Here is a 15,735-nt window from a genome sequence, read left to right as displayed (position 1 = left end):
AATTACTTTGCAAGTAATTCACCTAAAATGATTTTTCTTGTTGTGATATGCTAAGTGCTATTAAAGATCGTGTTAATTGGAGTGGAAGGTGCGGGACTCCTGCGGGAGTGGCGAACCCAGGGAGACCCCACAGGTGCATAGCGCCGAGGAGGCTCCCGGAAGCCCCGCGGAAAGCGAGTGCCTGCAGCGAAAATTAACACCCCGGCAAACAGGATTCAATATATATCATAAAGCAAAGTCCAAAGCATTTTTAACTGATTTACAAAGGAGGGAGGACCATGCCTGAACTTCCTGAAGTTGAAACGGTCAGAAGAACATTGCAGGAATTGGTCATCGGCAAAACCATTGCACATGTTTCGGTTTTCTGGCCCAAAATGGTTAAGCATCCGGAAGAGCTTGTTCAATTCAAGGATGCTTTAGCAGGCCAAATTTTTCAGGACATTGGCAGGAGAGGAAAGTTTCTAATACTCTATACCATTGATTATGCCCTTGTGTCCCATCTGAGAATGGAAGGCAGGTACGGACTTTTTTTAAAAGAAGAGCCTGTTGATAAACATACTCATGTGATTTTTCATTTTACAGATGGCACAGAGCTCAGATATAAGGATGTCCGTAAATTTGGAACGATGCACTTATATGCAAAGGGTGAAGAATTTAAGACTCTTCCGCTGGCACACCTGGGACCGGAACCATTTGGAGAAGAGTTTACGGCAGAAGATCTTGCTGCAAGACTTGCACGGACCACCCGCAATATCAAAACTGCACTTCTCGATCAGAAAACGATCGTAGGGTTAGGAAATATTTATGTCGATGAAGCATTATTCCGTTCACGAATACATCCTGAAAGAGCGGCAAATAGTTTAACAAAAAGCGAATTGGAGACACTTCACAAAGAGATTGCAGATACCCTGAGGGAAGCGGTTGATAAGGGAGGGAGCACCATTCGCTCCTATGTTAATTCCCAGGGGCAAATTGGCATGTTTCAGCTTGAACTTTATGTGTATGGGCGAAAAGGGGAAGATTGCAAAGTCTGCGGAAGCACGCTTGAGCGGATCGTGACAGGAGGCAGAGGGACAGTCTATTGTCCAGCATGCCAGAAAAAATAATAATGCAGAATAGAGCTGAAATGCGTTTCGAATAACATTGGATGGGCTTCTTCCATATACTATCGTAGCGATTGACAGGAAGGAGCTCTATTCTATGGCGCATACATTCTCTCTTTTGATACTTGCTTTTGCTGTCAGTCTTGACAGTTTTAGTGTCGGTTTAACCTATGGCTTAAGGAAAATGAGCATACCATTTAAATCGATCAGTATAATCGCTTGCTGTTCAGCTTTAACATTAATGGCTGCCATGACAATTGGCCATTTTATAGAAGCCTTTTTATCTCCGGCTTTAGCTGAAAGTTTTGGGGGAGTCATACTTATTTTTCTTGGTGCCTGGGTACTTTATCAATTTTTCAGGCCGGAAAAGATTAAGGATGTCCTGCCGCATGAAAAAACGATTGTGAACCTGGAAATCAAATCTCTTGGGCTTGTCATTAATATCCTGAAAAAGCCGATGTCCGCTGATTTTGACAAATCCGGAACCATCACAGGAATTGAAGCACTGATGCTCGGGCTCGCTTTATCCCTTGATGCTTTCGGAGCTGGGATCGGTGCAGCTATGCTTGGGTACTCGCCTTTCTACCTGGCAATGACAGTCGCCGTTATGAGTTCTCTGTTTGTGTTTATGGGAATGCAAGTAGGATCCCTCTTCTCCAAAAGCGGGTGGGTCCATAAGTTCTCATTCATCCCTGGAATTATTTTAATCGTAATCGGGATATTAAAAATCTAGCATTTTATATGAAAGGAACACACTATGTCACTGACTGTAGGTTTGACAGGCGGGATTGCAAGCGGGAAAAGCACCGTTTCATCTCTCCTCATCGAAAAAGGATACACTGTAATCGACGCGGATATAGAAGCCAGATTAGCTGTTGAAAAAGGAGAAGAAGCTTATCAGGAAATTGTCCGTCATTTTGGGGAAAGGGTTCTGCTCAAAGACGGTTCAATTGATCGTGCGGAACTGGGCTCCATTATTTTTCATGATGAAAAAGAGCGGAAAGCCTTAAATAGCATTGTACATCCTGCTGTCCGCAAAAGAATGACAGCCAAAAAGGAACAAGCAATCAGCCGTAATGAACAGATGATTATTTTAGATATACCGCTTTTATTTGAAAGTAAATTACAATACATGTGCGACAAAACATTATTAGTTTATGCAGATGAAGGTATACAGCTGCAGAGGCTGATGCAAAGAAATCAGCTTTCCGAGAAAGAAGCAATGGCAAGAATTCATTCCCAAATGCCTTTAAGAGAAAAGAAGGCATTGGCCGATGCTGTAATCGATAATAATGGCAGGATTGAAGAAACAGAGAAACAATTGTGGGATATTTTAAGAAAATGGAATGCTATCTAAGGGCCTGTCACAGGCTCTTTTTTGTTGCATTTAATACCCAATTAGTATGACAAAAATAAACTATATGTTTCTGATTTTTAGACCATTACCCCATAAAACATGGTGAAAGTAAAGGGTTTATATTTCTGAATTGTTAAACATTAAAAAATCCGCATTTAATTCATCACAAATGATTTTATATATGTTATACTAATTACATCTTAGGGTAACAAAAAGTATAACACTAATGCGGAAGGGGCCGTAACATGAAGGCGAGAATAGCGATTAACGGTTTTGGAAGAATTGGACGTATGGTTTTTAGAAAAGCCATCCTTGATGAAAATCTTGAAGTGGTTGCCATAAATGCAAGTTATCCAGCTGAAACTTTGGCACACTTAATTAAATATGATACAAACCACGGACCATTCGAAGGAAGTGTTGTTCCTGAAGACAATGCTATTGTGGTGAACGGAAAAAGTGTTAAGCTTGTCAGCAGCCGAAATCCTGAAGAGCTTCCGTGGAAAGAATTGAACATCGATATCGTCATTGAAGCAACAGGAAAGTTTAATTCACGTGATAAAGCAGCTCTTCACCTTGAAGCCGGAGCTAAAAAAGTAATTCTGACTGCTCCTGGAAAAAATGAAGATGTGACTATTGTTATGGGCGTAAATGAAAGCGCATTAAAAATTGAAGAACATGATATTATTTCTAATGCTTCATGTACAACAAACTGTCTTGCACCTGTTGCAAAAGTCCTTGATGAACAATTTGGCATTGAAAACGGACTTATGACAACAGTTCATGCATATACAAACGACCAAAAAAATATTGATAACCCGCATAAGGATTTACGCCGGGCGCGTGCTTGCGGACAGTCCATAATCCCGACTTCCACTGGTGCCGCTAAAGCTTTGTCGCTGGTATTGCCTCACTTAAAGGGCAAATTGCATGGAATGGCACTCCGTGTCCCAACGCCTAACGTTTCATTAGTTGACCTCGTAGTGGACTTAAAGCGCGACGTTACATTAGAAGAAGTGAATGCGGCATTTGCAACTGCTTCACAGGGATCGCTGCACGGTATCCTTGATATTACTGACGAACCATTGGTTTCAATTGATTTCAACACAAATGAACACTCTGCCATCATCGATGGATTATCTACAATGGTAATCGGCACCAGCAAAGTAAAAGTACTTGCATGGTACGATAATGAGTGGGGTTATTCCTGCCGTGTTGTAGACTTAACAAAATTTGTTGCACAGGAACTTTTCCAGGCATCTGCAGTAAAAATTGGATAATCGCCAATTTCTCTTAATATAAAACTACCCATACCCTTAAAGCCTGCCATTCCCCGGCAGGCTCCTTTTATTGGACAGAATTAAATCCTGAGAAGGACAAAGCCTTCAGAAATTTTGCCAAAAAAAATGTAAAACAATGTGTTGCAAAAAGAAATTAAACAAAGTATACTAATCCTCGTGAACTTCTCCGAGGTTTTGGTATGGTAGCTACTTAAAGGGTTAGGACCTCTCTGGACTAACTTTCCCCCGTGGTAGTTATGGACCAGTTTAAATCTGGAATTTCATTAATTAATAGCTTAAAAGTTTAAAGGGGGAAATTTGAATATGGAAACTATGGGTCGTCACGTAATCTCAGAACTTTGGGGATGCGATTTTGAAAAGTTAAATGATATGGATTTTATTGAGCAGACATTCGTAAATGCTGCATTAAAATCTGGTGCTGAAATTCGCGAGGTTGCATTTCATAAATTTGCACCACAGGGTGTAAGCGGAGTGGTTATCATCTCTGAATCTCATTTAACTATTCACAGCTTCCCGGAGCATGGCTATGCCAGCATTGATGTGTATACGTGTGGAGATCTTGACCCTAACATCGCTGCAGACTTTATTGCAGAATCGTTAGGAGCTCAAACGCGTGAGAATATCGAAATTCCTCGCGGTATGGGTCCAGTTCAAGTTAAACAAGCTCAAGTACTTTAATAACAGAATGATCTTAGGCAATCCAGAGGTGTATTCAATACACCTCTTTTTATTTTGTTTAATACTCTTCCACTACCTTTAGTATCTTCCTCAAAAATAGTACAATAAGGATACATAATAAATATCGGAGGAAAGAGGATGTCTATTTTCAGGCAGCTTGCCAGCCGCTATAAAAAGCAGTGTGAGACAAATGAAAACCACTCTGATCCTGAGCTCACTACAAGATATTATAGAACCAATACAGCTCAAATGATGCAAACGATTGAAGATTTATTTAAAGCAGACCAGAATGTGAACATTCTCAGCATTTCCAGAGAACGCGGCGAGATAGCAGCAGAAATTAAGAAAAATAAAGCTTGTTTTGCCATTGTCACAGTCGTGACTGTCAGGCCTTTCGAAACGGCTGTAGATATCAATATCTCAACTGAGCAATCCTCCCCGGCAGGTGTCCACCCAATCCTTAAGGGAGAAGTTCTTTCCATTTATGAAAAGGTGAATAAACGGCATGATTTTCTCGGTTCTGCAAGAAACGCAGATAAATAGTTGTACTTGTACTGACAACTCCTTTTTTATAAGATAAGAGTATCAAATAAAATTCGGTAATTGATCTAACGCCAGCAAAATAACTTACTTATAAAAGAATTCGGAGCTGATTGTATGAGATGCCCTTCATGCCAAAACAATAATACCCGTGTTCTCGATTCCCGTCCTGTTGATGACAGCAGATCCATTCGGCGCAGAAGGGAATGCGAGAAATGCGGGTACCGGTTTACGACTTTTGAAAAAGTGGAAGAAATTCCTTTAATTGTTGTGAAAAAAGAAGGCACCAGAGAGGAATTCAGCCGGGAAAAAATACTTAGAGGCCTTATTAAGGCATGTGAAAAGAGGCCGGTTGCCCTAAAGGACCTGGAGGACATTACTTTTGAAGTGGAAAAAGAGCTCCGCAGCAACGGTGTCTCTGAAATAAAAAGTGATGAAATTGGCGAAATGGTCATGGACAGGCTCGCAAATGTGGATGATGTGGCATATGTTCGTTTCGCATCGGTTTACAGGCAATTTAAAGATATCAATGTTTTTATTGATGAACTCAAAGAATTAATCAAAAAAGAACACTCTTAAATCAGGTCAGTTGCCGCTGTCCCTGATTTTGAATGAAATAGTTTGATGGGCTGAAGGATTTCTTTGGCTCTTTTTTTACGGTATATGTTTTTGATATTAATCAATGTGATAAATATTCTTAATAGAAAAAGGTGAAATACCATGGCCCAGCATTGGCAGGAGATGCTCCCCATTGATCGATATACAGTAGCAGCCAGCGGGCTTTTGCATGATTATGACCGAAAAGTGCTGACGCTGTTATACCAGCCGCTCATTGGCTCTGTGTGCTTCAGTTTATATATGACATTATGGGCGGAACTTGAAGAAAATCGGCTATGGTCATCTTCTAATTCACACCATAGTTTAATGAATTTCATGGACATGGGGCTTAAGGATATATATGAAGCCCGCCTTAAGCTTGAAGGGATAGGACTTTTAAAGGTATACGTAAACAAAGATGAAGAGACAAGGTCATTTATTTATGAACTGCTTCCCCCGCTGACACCTGAACAATTTTTCCTTGATGGCATGCTTAATATTTATCTTTATAAGAAATTGGGCAGAAACCAATTTATGAGGCTTAAACGCTTCTTTTCAGAACAGAAGGTGAAGACAGCTACAGGGTATGAGGAAGTAACCAAGGCTTTTCAGGATGTATTTCAATCAGGACACCCTGGTTCTTTTGAGATTGACGATGAAGTGGTGCAGCTGATGAATGAATCAGAGGTGGAAGGGTATATTGGAAGGCAGGAGCAGGAAGGTATTCAAATCGGGAATGAAGATTTTAATTTTGAACTGCTTCAGGCAGGGCTGAATGAATCACTAGTACCGAAAAAGGCCATTACAGTTAAAGTAAAGGAATCTATCAGCAATCTTGCCTTTTTGTACGGAATCGACCCCATTCAAATGAAAAATATCGTCATCAGCGCTGTAAATGAAGATAATGAGATAAACATTGATGAGTTGAGAAAATCTGCACGGGACTGGTATCAATTCCAAAACCAGGACCAGCTGCCATCCCTGATTGACAGGGTTCAGCCTGCCATCCATCAGACTCATAAAAAACAGCCTGAAACGCAGGAAGAAGAGTTGATCCGTTATTTGGAAATCACCTCACCAAGGCAGCTATTAAAAGATATATCAGGAGGGGCAGAGCCATCAAAAGGCGATATGCAGATCATTGAAGATGTCATGTTTCAGCAAAAGCTTTTGCCAGGGGTAATTAATGTACTGATTCAATATGTTATGCTCAAAACAGATATGAAATTGACCAAAGGCTACGTAGAAAAAATAGCTGGCCACTGGGCTAGAAAGAAAATAAAAACACCCCAGGAAGCTATTGCTTTAGCTAAGAAAGAACACCGGCAATACCTGGATTGGGCGGAAGGAAAGAAAACTGCCAGCACAACCGGTAACAAAAAGAAGCCAATCAGGACAGAGATGCTTCCGGACTGGTTTGATGAAAAAAGCAGTTCATCAGCCAAAAAGAAAGAGCCCCAGCAGCAAATAAGCGAAAAGGATCAGTATGAGCTGGAAATGAAGAAAAAGGAGCTTCATGAAAAATTAAAAAAACTGCGTTCACAGGAGGTGACTGATTGATGGAGAAAATTAATGAAACATTAAGGCGCCTTGCGGGCAATGAAGGTTTTCAAAAAAGGTATGAAATGATGAGAAACCAAACGCTTAATCACCCTGAAGTAAAGGCTTTTATCCAAACTCATCAAGATGAATTGACATCTGAGATGGTTGAAAAGAGCCTTAGCAAACTCTTTGAGTATACACAGCAGAGCAAGGAGTGCAATAAATGTCCGAGCCTGGAGGGCTGTGTGAACTTTATGCAGGGCTATCATCCGGAACTTGTGATTCAAAGAGGATCGGTCGATCTGAAATATGATAAGTGCCCGCGCAAGGTCATGCACGATGAGAAGCGGAGAAATGAAAAATTAATTCAGAGCTTATATGTACCATCTGATATCCTTCATGCCACTTTTGATTCCATATATGATGATGACGATCGTATTGAGGCCGTTGATAAGGCGGCATCTTTTGTTATGGACTACCAGCCGGGATCCAAGGGAAAAGGAATTTATTTTTATGGGAAATTCGGTGTAGGAAAATCTTATTTGCTTGGTGCTATCGCCAATAAGCTTGCAAGCCAGAAAGTATCCTCCATGATTGTCTACGTTCCTGAACTATTCAGGGAATTGAAAAATTCAATTGGAGATCAAACTCTTAACAGCAAAATTGAAACCATTAAAAAAGCACCGGTTTTAATGTTTGATGACATTGGTGCAGAAACCATGTCCAGCTGGACAAGGGATGAGATTTTAGGGCCGATTCTGCAGTTCCGCATGCAGGAAAGCCTGCCAACTTTCTTTACTTCCAATTTCGACCTGCAGGGTCTTGAACATCATCTCTCCTACAGCCAGCGCGGAGAGGAAGAGAAAATGAAGGCAAGGAGAATCATGGAGCGCATTAAATACCTTGCTGAACCAGTGCTTGTAGAAGGACCGAACAGAAGAGTATAATCTGAAAGCTGCCGATAAAGTATCCGGCAGCTTTTGTTATAAAGTAAGAAATCATTCCTTTGAACTTTGATACTGTCTAGCTTCGGCAGCGTATACATCGCACGACCGAAAGCATTAGCTTTTGGGAGGACGTGACGTTTTTAGTCTGCGTTCCTTCATGGGCAAGGCGCTTCCGCTTTTCTTATAGTTTAATGCACTAAAAGGCTAATCCCACTTCTAACTTGGCCAAGTCCGCCATATACATAGAACAGAGATTTGTATAAAGGGGGGATTTGGTTGATCGAAATCATTTTCCAAAGCAGCACGGATGCGAGGAATTTTTATGAGCATCTTTATGTGCAGCTGCAGTCTTTTTGTCAATGTGATAATAATATTCTTCATTTTGAAGATCGACATATAGTCAGAGTCTCTGCTGGAAATAACGGCAATGTCCTGAATATTGTTAAGGAAGTATTTTTTCAATTTATAGTGAACCAGAAGCAGGATGATTGGTTTAAACGGATACTGATGGAGCATTATTATTATGAGGATGAAGGTGAACAGCAGCAGATTCTTGAAATCATTCACTCTATTTTGGAAGGAAGCAGGGAGGATCTTGCTGCGTTTGTCAGTGGCCTGGATGTAAAAGAAAGCTTGAGGAGCGCAATTGATCAGCTGTTTCAGAATAACATTTCCTTTTCTTTTGATTCTTTTGTAAAATTCCGAATGCGGCCGCTTATGAATGAAATGACCAAATACGTTGAAGTTTCCATCGATGAATATAAAATGGAGCAGGAATATCAGATGTTTATTCATACATTGAGGGACTTCCTGTCAAGAAAGCAGCCAAAGATTAATACGATCCATGTCGTGATGGATGAAGGTGTTTATTTTTATGATGAGCACTTGTGCGAAATTAAACGCGGAGAGCTATTAAGAATGATTGACCGCAAGCTATTATCCAATCATCCTGTATACGTGGATTCTGTTACGATTGCGCCGCTGCTCTCAATCGCACCTTCAGCCATTTATCTGTATTCAGATGATTTCGAGCAGCCGCTGGTCAGAACAATCCGCAATATTTTTGAAGAAAGACTTGAATTAAGCTCTATTGAAGCCTTTTATAATTATCAAAACGCCCATTCTTATGCCGATGATGAAAAATGTAAAAGATACCCTTGATTTTCCTGAAATAACAAACTATAATAACGTACATATTATAAAAATCGAGCAAAAGTTGCGATGAGGATATGGGTATTCTGATACGGTTTAAAGAGAGGGAAGGCAGGGCTGAAACCTTCCTAACACGATTCGAATGCTTACCGCCTCTGAACTCCAGCCAGGAAATGGGCTGGCGGGAAAAGACCGTTATCTTACTACAGAGTCGTTTTTCTTCTAAGAGAACGAGAAGTAGGGTGGAACCGCGTGTTAAATACAACTCGTCCCTTTTTTAGGGACGGGTTTTTTTATTTTTTCAAGTGTATAACCCGTTTTAGGAGCAAAATCTGAATCCAGCTCCAGCGCCTAGCCCCTCGAGGTCACAAGTTTGTCTAGCTGCGGCTCCAGGGGACGAAAGACTAACCCATCCCTTTCAGAAGGAGAAAACGCCTTCTTGCAGGGCTTGTCTTCGTCCCTGGGCAGTCGCCTCCACATTTCGGGGATCCTTCAAAAAAGGAAAGAACGCCTTTTTATGAGGCCCGCCTTGTGCTTGTCGGGGCTGATCAAGGCGCTTGCGCTTTATCGCAGTCTAACGGACAGTATATACCCATGCAAGTTGGTTACACTCGATAAGTATGTATGGATAACTGCCCGTAAGGCCCGATAAGTTCAACTAACAATCAGGAGAAAATGACTCCTGATTGGAGTTTCACTTTATAAATAAGGAGGAAATATCATGTCAGAAGTTGTTAAAGTTTCGTTTCCAGATGGAGCTGTAAAGGAGTACCCTAAGGGAACGACAACAGAAGATATTGCAGCTTCGATCAGCCCGGGCCTGAAGAAAAAGGCAATTGCCGGCAAGCTGGATGGAGAAATGTATGATCTTCGCCGTCCAATCGAAAAGGATGGAGCTATTGAAATTGTAACACCGGACTCAAACGATGCGCTGGAGGTTCTTCGCCACAGTACTGCCCATCTAATGGCGCAGGCAATCAAGCGTTTATATAAAAATGTAAAGCTTGGGGTAGGTCCTGTCATTGAAGGCGGATTTTATTATGACATCGACCTCGAAGAATCACTTTCACCAGAAGACCTTCCTGTGATAGAAAAAGAAATGAAGAAAATCATTAATGAAAACCTTGACGTTGTCCGCAAGGAAGTCAGCCGTAATGAGGCGGTTCAGATGTACAAGGAAATTGGTGATGAATACAAGCTTGAACTGATTGAAGCCATTCCTGAAGATGAAACAGTGACAATCTATGAGCAGGGCGAATTCTTTGATCTCTGCCGCGGAGTCCACGTTCCATCGACCGGCAAACTAAAAGAGTTTAAATTATTAAGTATTGCTGGCGCCTACTGGAGAGGCGACAGTGACAATAAGATGCTTCAGCGCATTTATGGAACAGCTTTCTTTAAGAAAGAAGACCTGGCCGAGCATTTGCGTCTCCTTGAGGAAGCGAAAGAGCGTGATCATCGTAAAATCGGCAAAGAGCTTAACTTGTTCATGAATTCGCAAAAAGTCGGACAGGGCTTGCCTATGTGGCTTCCAAAAGGGGCAACAATCCGCCGCAATATCGAGCGCTATATCGTTGATAAGGAAGAAAGACTGGGCTATGACCATGTATATACTCCGATCATGGGAAGTGTAGATCTTTATAAAACATCCGGGCACTGGGATCATTATCAGGAAGATATGTTCCCTGTAATGGAAATGGATAACGAACAGCTTGTTCTTCGTCCAATGAATTGCCCGCATCATATGATGATCTATAAGAATGGCATCCACAGCTACCGTGAACTGCCAATCCGTATTGCTGAGCTTGGAACAATGCACCGCTATGAAATGTCAGGAGCACTATCCGGCCTTCAGCGTGTACGCGGCATGACTCTGAACGATGCTCATATTTTTGTCCGCCCTGACCAGATTAAGGAAGAGTTTAAGCGCGTAGTACACCTGATTCTTGAAGTATATAAAGACTTCGATATCAATGACTACTCATTCCGTCTTTCCTACAGAGATCCACAGGATACTGAGAAGTACTTTGATGACGATGAAATGTGGGAAAAAGCACAGGCAATGCTTAAAGAAGCCATGGATGAAATCGGCCTTGATTATTTTGAGGCAGAAGGTGAAGCAGCTTTCTACGGTCCGAAGTTGGATGTTCAAGTTAAAACTGCTCTTGGAAAGGATGAGACATTATCCACTGTCCAGCTGGACTTCTTGCTTCCTGAACGCTTTGACCTGACTTATGTAGCCGAAGATGGAAAGCCTCATCGTCCGGTCGTTATCCACCGCGGTGTCGTTTCCACTATGGAGCGTTTTGTGGCATTCCTGATTGAAGAGTATAAGGGAGCATTTCCAACATGGCTTGCCCCGGTTCAAGTTCAGGTCATTCCGGTTTCTCCTGATATTCACTTTGATTATGCAAAACAAGTCCGGGAGCAGCTTCAGGCAGAGGGCTTCCGCGTAGAGCTGGATGACCGCAATGAAAAAATCGGCTATAAGATCCGTGAAGCTCAAATGCAAAAGACTCCATACATGCTTGTTGTGGGGGACAATGAAGTAGCTGAAAAAGCTGTCAATGTCCGTAAATATGGAGAGCAAAAATCAGAAACAGTTTCATTTGAAGACTTCATCTCAGCATTAAAAGCAGAAGTTAAACGATAATTATGAAAAAGTGCTGCACGAGCTGCAGCCCTTTTTTGTGAAGTTTTTGTGACAGCCGCAGAATCTGTAATACCCAAGTCAGCTGTGCAAACCAGAAAGTTGGCATTAAATTCATTTTGAAAAAATGTTGAAATCATATTGCCAAAAGCGATTAATTTTGTTATGCTTTTCTTCGTTGTGATAAAAGTTATTCGTTTGACACGAAATCATACTTTGTGATATAGTAGCTAAGGTAAATTGAATACAGTTTGAGGAAAAGAAGAAGCACCCGCTTCTCACCTGATTGACGCAAAGTGCAGTTGGCAGGTTTTACGTGAACATTTTCTGTTTATATACGTAAGTGTGGGTGTTTTCATCCGCACTTTTTTATTTGGTTAAAAACAGCTCTGCTTCCGCTCCGGAAGAGAAATGTTGCATAACTTGCGATTCAGCTTTGGTCCGGTGCAGCTGGCAGCTTAAAAGTTGTCTGCTCCAGCAGGCGCTTGCGCTTTTCTTGACCCAAACGTTGTGTTCGCATTAAACCTTGGAGGTGTCTAGCTATTAGCAAAGATATGTTGTTAAACGAGGGCATTCGCGCCCGCGAAGTCCGTCTTATTGACCAAAACGGCGAGCAGTTAGGTATTAAATCAAAATTCGACGCACTTGAAATTGCTTCTCGTGCCAATCTGGATCTTGTTCTGGTTGCACCGAATGCGAAACCTCCGGTAGCCCGTATCATGGACTACGGAAAGTTCAAATTCGAGCAGCAGAAGAAAGATAAAGAAGCTCGCAAAAACCAGAAGATTATCAGTATTAAAGAAGTTCGTCTTAGCCCGACTATTGAAGAGCATGACTTTAATACAAAGCTTCGCAATGCTATTAAATTCCTTGAAAAAGGCGATAAAGTAAAAGCATCGATCCGATTTAAAGGTCGTGCCATTACGCATAAGGAAATTGGCCAGCGTGTTTTAATCCGGTTTGCACAAGCATGCAATGAAGTTGCAGTAGTGGAATCGCATCCAAAAATGGATGGCCGAAGCATGTTTATGGTCTTAGCACCGAAAAACGACAAGTAAGAGGAGGAATTCCCAATGCCAAAAATGAAAACTCACCGCGGCGCTGCTAAGCGTTTCAAAAGAACAGGTTCTGGTAAACTGAAGCGTTCTCATGCTTACAGAAGCCATATGTTCGCTAACAAATCTCAAAAGCAAAAGCGTAAGCTTCGCAAAGGAACTCTTGTTTCTTCAGGCGATTACAAGCGCATCCGTAACTTACTAGTAAATCTTAAGTAATATCTCGAAATTAGGAGGGAAATAATATGCCACGTGTAAAAGGCGGTACAGTTACTCGCAAACGTCGTAAAAAAGTCATCAAATTAGCTAAAGGTTATTTCGGTTCAAAACATACATTATACAAAGTTGCTAACCAGCAGGTTATGAAATCCCTAATGTATGCATACCGCGACCGTCGCCAGAAAAAGCGCGACTTCCGCAAACTTTGGGTTACTCGCATCAACGCAGCAGCTCGCATGAACGGTCTTTCTTACAGCCGTTTAATGCATGGTTTAAAGCTTGCTGGCATCGAAGTTAACCGCAAAATGCTTGCTGAATTAGCAATCGCTGACGAAAAAGCATTTGCTGAATTAGCATCAGTTGCAAAGCAGCAGCTTAGCAAGTAATAATTATTCATAAAATAGCCATTCCCTTAAAATGTGGGAATGGTTTTTATTTTGCTTTAAATGGACAGAAGCTTTTGTTTCATTTAAGCTCAATACAGACTTAATACATATAAAGGAGAAAGCTCATGGTCAAGACAATTGCTCTTATCTATCTGATTATGAATGTGGCTGGTTTTTATCTGATGAAGCTTGATAAGGAGAAGGCGAAACGGAATCAGTATCGAATCAGCGAAAAAAATCTCTGGATCACAGCCATTTTGAGCGGGGCTGCGGGAATGACTCTTGGAATGAAGGCTTTCAGGCATAAAACAAAGCATGTGCAGTTTAAATGGGGACTGCCTATCCTGGCGATGCTTGAAGCAGGCTTACTTGTGTACCTGATTATTCTCTTGTCATAAACAATCAGGGCTATCCATAAGCTTTAGGGAACAGCAGGAATGACATCGGGGAGAGGTGAAGGCATGAATGATCAATTGACTCTATTGTTTGCCATGGCAGAGACTGCTGGAATTCTTGCTCCCATTGCTTTTATCTTTTTTCATATCATCAGGCAGTTTCTATTCATTCCGGTACCGCTTGTCTGCATAACTGGAGGAGTTCTGTTTGGAAGTTTTTTTGGTTCTGTTTTCTCCATTGCAGGACTGATGATCAGCAGCATTCTTTTTTATTTCTTGATCACAAAAATGCCGAGGACACATGAAAAGCTTTCATTACTAAGAAAGCGGTGGTTCGGGGAATACCGGAATTTGACTGTCGGTCAGGTTGCGGTTTTAAGGCTCATCCCTTTTATTCATTACCATTTATTGAACTTTTGTCTTATGGAGAGGAATAAGGGTTTTGATCAATATTTGAAAAATTCTTGGATCACCAATTTGCCGCTGGCTGTTTTTTATACCATTTTCGGAGAATTCATCAGCCGATTCACTCCTTCAATGGTTATTCTGATTTTGCTTTCCCTTTCTGTTTTAGTATTTGTGCTGAGGGAAAAGGTGACTGTCATTAAATGGAAGGAATTCTTTAAAGCAGCATAAAAAAAACGTTCGGGGCTGCCGAACGTTTTTTTTATAAATGGTTTTTAATTTCATCTCCTGGTGAAGCTGTTTTATGCATAAATTCCTTCACAGGGCTTTTCCAGTCAATTTTTGCAGTGGGATAGGCCTCGGTTATCTTTCTTTCTATAAAAAGAAAATCCTCCCTTACCATCCCTTTAAGGGCCGATGTATTGTGCGGCCAGATGAAAATGGAGACCACATCAAAGGCATTGTCCGTGGTTCCCAGATATTTTTCGCCCTCAAATAAAACCCCTTTATACGTAATCAGGAAGTTCTTCCTGACATTTTCCTGGTCATCCCAAAAATAATATCGTTTCTGTTCGTGGGCAAGCTCGAGCTTTCTCTTAGAATTCAGCAGATATTTTACCGCGGTGTATATAAGAAAAAGAATCAGAGCAAACAATAGCATACGCAGGAGCCACATATTAACCAGCCCTCCATTATTATTTTCCTTACTTTACGGATGAGATTAAAAAAAGTTTCAACCTTTTTGCGATTTGTTATAATTTTTTTGATAGGCAATGTTTTGTATGTTAATCATTTATTTCTTATAGGATGGTGGAAAATGAATTATCAGCTATTATTTCAAATGCAAAAAGGGCTGGACAGCCATATAGAATCAAATCATGGTTTAGAGGAAGAAGATTTATTTGAACGTAAGGTGCTTGCGCTGCTGGTTGAATTGGGAGAGCTTGCAAATGAGACAAGATGCTTCAAGTTTTGGAGCCTTAAGCCATCCTCCCCTCAGGAAACAGTATTGGAAGAGTTTGTAGACGGTATACATTTCATTTTATCACTTGGAATTGAATGCGGATTTGATGCTGAAAAGGAATATGCTGTTCCTTTGGAAAAGGCAGAGTCAGTGAATGGCCAGTTTTTGTCTGTATATGATGAAATCGGACAGTTTCGGACTAGCCGTTCCCTAGCCGATTATAAAGAGCTTATTGCTGCCTATTTGCAGCTAGGGGAAATGCTTGGTTTTAACTCTTCAGATATAGAAAAAGCATATATAGATAAAAATGAAGTAAATTATAAAAGGCAGGCTGAAGGATACTAATCCTGCAGGTCCGCCTGCAGCCGGAGTAAATATCCGTCTGATAATTCTTTATATTAAATCGCATGTTCGGTATAATAGGGTTGAATAAATATTAAGGGAGTC

At 41.1% G+C, this 15,735-nt stretch carries 18 protein-coding genes and 1 other annotated feature; of the genes, 17 read left to right on the top strand and 1 reads right to left on the bottom strand.

The annotated features are described in order from the left end of the window. The first annotated feature begins 278 nt into the window (after positions 1-278). The 16 genes from mutM to NR125_RS15145 all read left to right on the top strand — a co-directional run bounded on the left by mutM (position 279) and on the right by NR125_RS15145 (position 14,555). The gene (gene mutM, locus NR125_RS15220; protein WP_009333227.1) at positions 279-1,106 is read left to right on the top strand and encodes a DNA-formamidopyrimidine glycosylase; all 828 of its coding nucleotides are present in this window, start codon (positions 279-281) and stop codon (positions 1,104-1,106) included. 94 nt (positions 1,107-1,200) lie between these two features. After that, positions 1,201-1,836: a sporulation membrane protein YtaF gene (gene ytaF / locus NR125_RS15215; protein WP_009333226.1), complete on the top strand. Its 636-nt coding sequence runs from the start codon at positions 1,201-1,203 to the stop codon at positions 1,834-1,836. A 24-nt stretch (positions 1,837-1,860) separates the two neighbouring features. Next, on the top strand, positions 1,861-2,460 hold the full coding sequence (gene coaE, locus NR125_RS15210) for a dephospho-CoA kinase (RefSeq protein WP_009333225.1): 600 nt from the start codon (positions 1,861-1,863) through the stop codon (positions 2,458-2,460). A gap of 245 nt (positions 2,461-2,705) precedes the next feature. After that, positions 2,706-3,737, top strand: coding sequence for a glyceraldehyde-3-phosphate dehydrogenase (locus NR125_RS15205; RefSeq protein WP_009333224.1), 1,032 nt, complete (start codon positions 2,706-2,708; stop codon positions 3,735-3,737). Between the two features lie 324 nt (positions 3,738-4,061). Further along, the gene (speD, locus tag NR125_RS15200) at positions 4,062-4,436 is read left to right on the top strand and encodes an adenosylmethionine decarboxylase (protein ID WP_009333223.1); all 375 of its coding nucleotides are present in this window, start codon (positions 4,062-4,064) and stop codon (positions 4,434-4,436) included. 138 nt (positions 4,437-4,574) lie between these two features. Beyond that, positions 4,575-4,979, top strand: a complete 405-nt coding sequence (locus tag NR125_RS15195; protein WP_009333222.1) for a hypothetical protein — start codon at positions 4,575-4,577, stop codon at positions 4,977-4,979. A gap of 114 nt (positions 4,980-5,093) precedes the next feature. Then, positions 5,094-5,555, top strand: a complete 462-nt coding sequence (gene nrdR, locus NR125_RS15190; protein WP_009333221.1) for a transcriptional regulator NrdR — start codon at positions 5,094-5,096, stop codon at positions 5,553-5,555. A 141-nt stretch (positions 5,556-5,696) separates the two neighbouring features. Beyond that, positions 5,697-7,133, top strand: a complete 1,437-nt coding sequence (locus NR125_RS15185; RefSeq protein ID WP_009333220.1) for a replication initiation and membrane attachment family protein — start codon at positions 5,697-5,699, stop codon at positions 7,131-7,133. After that, entirely contained in the window at positions 7,133-8,062 is a 930-nt protein-coding gene (dnaI, locus tag NR125_RS15180) for a primosomal protein DnaI (RefSeq protein WP_019383087.1), read from the top strand. The genes NR125_RS15185 and dnaI overlap by 1 nt, the downstream gene beginning before the upstream one ends. 276 nt (positions 8,063-8,338) lie before the next feature. Beyond that, positions 8,339-9,223, top strand: a complete 885-nt coding sequence (ytxC, locus tag NR125_RS15175; protein WP_034296638.1) for a putative sporulation protein YtxC — start codon at positions 8,339-8,341, stop codon at positions 9,221-9,223. A gap of 712 nt (positions 9,224-9,935) precedes the next feature. Then, positions 9,936-11,867, top strand: a complete 1,932-nt coding sequence (gene thrS, locus NR125_RS15170) for a threonine--tRNA ligase (RefSeq protein ID WP_009333217.1) — start codon at positions 9,936-9,938, stop codon at positions 11,865-11,867. A 250-nt stretch (positions 11,868-12,117) separates the two neighbouring features. Beyond that, positions 12,118-12,241 (top strand) — a sequence feature (ribosomal protein L20 leader region). Between the two features lie 177 nt (positions 12,242-12,418). Continuing rightward, the gene (gene infC, locus NR125_RS15165; protein WP_009333216.1) at positions 12,419-12,922 is read left to right on the top strand and encodes a translation initiation factor IF-3; all 504 of its coding nucleotides are present in this window, start codon (positions 12,419-12,421) and stop codon (positions 12,920-12,922) included. A 15-nt stretch (positions 12,923-12,937) separates the two neighbouring features. Next, the gene (gene rpmI / locus NR125_RS15160) at positions 12,938-13,138 is read left to right on the top strand and encodes a 50S ribosomal protein L35 (RefSeq protein ID WP_009333215.1); all 201 of its coding nucleotides are present in this window, start codon (positions 12,938-12,940) and stop codon (positions 13,136-13,138) included. Between the two features lie 26 nt (positions 13,139-13,164). After that, positions 13,165-13,524 (top strand): 50S ribosomal protein L20, encoded by a 360-nt coding sequence (gene rplT, locus NR125_RS15155; RefSeq protein WP_009333214.1) that lies wholly within the window; start codon positions 13,165-13,167, stop codon positions 13,522-13,524. Positions 13,525-13,649: 125 nt separating this feature from the next. After that, positions 13,650-13,922, top strand: a complete 273-nt coding sequence (locus NR125_RS15150) for a DUF1294 domain-containing protein (RefSeq protein ID WP_019383089.1) — start codon at positions 13,650-13,652, stop codon at positions 13,920-13,922. Between the two features lie 63 nt (positions 13,923-13,985). Next, positions 13,986-14,555 (top strand): TVP38/TMEM64 family protein, encoded by a 570-nt coding sequence (locus tag NR125_RS15145; RefSeq protein ID WP_009333212.1) that lies wholly within the window; start codon positions 13,986-13,988, stop codon positions 14,553-14,555. A 31-nt stretch (positions 14,556-14,586) separates the two neighbouring features. On the opposite strand, the gene NR125_RS15140 is transcribed toward NR125_RS15145, so the two are convergent. Further along, on the bottom strand, positions 14,587-15,000 hold the full coding sequence (locus NR125_RS15140) for a hypothetical protein (RefSeq protein WP_009333211.1): 414 nt from the start codon (positions 14,998-15,000) through the stop codon (positions 14,587-14,589). 141 nt (positions 15,001-15,141) lie between these two features. Here NR125_RS15140 and NR125_RS15135 point away from each other — a divergent pair, with 141 nt between their 5' ends. Then, positions 15,142-15,633: a dUTP diphosphatase gene (locus tag NR125_RS15135; protein WP_009333210.1), complete on the top strand. Its 492-nt coding sequence runs from the start codon at positions 15,142-15,144 to the stop codon at positions 15,631-15,633. The last annotated feature ends 102 nt before the right edge of the window (positions 15,634-15,735 follow it).

The sequence above is a fragment of the Cytobacillus sp. Bac17 genome (genome assembly GCF_024519925.1).
Classification (GTDB): Bacteria; Bacillota; Bacilli; order Bacillales; family Cytobacillaceae; genus Cytobacillus; species Cytobacillus pseudoceanisediminis.
This window is presented reverse-complemented; position numbering and strand designations above follow the sequence as displayed.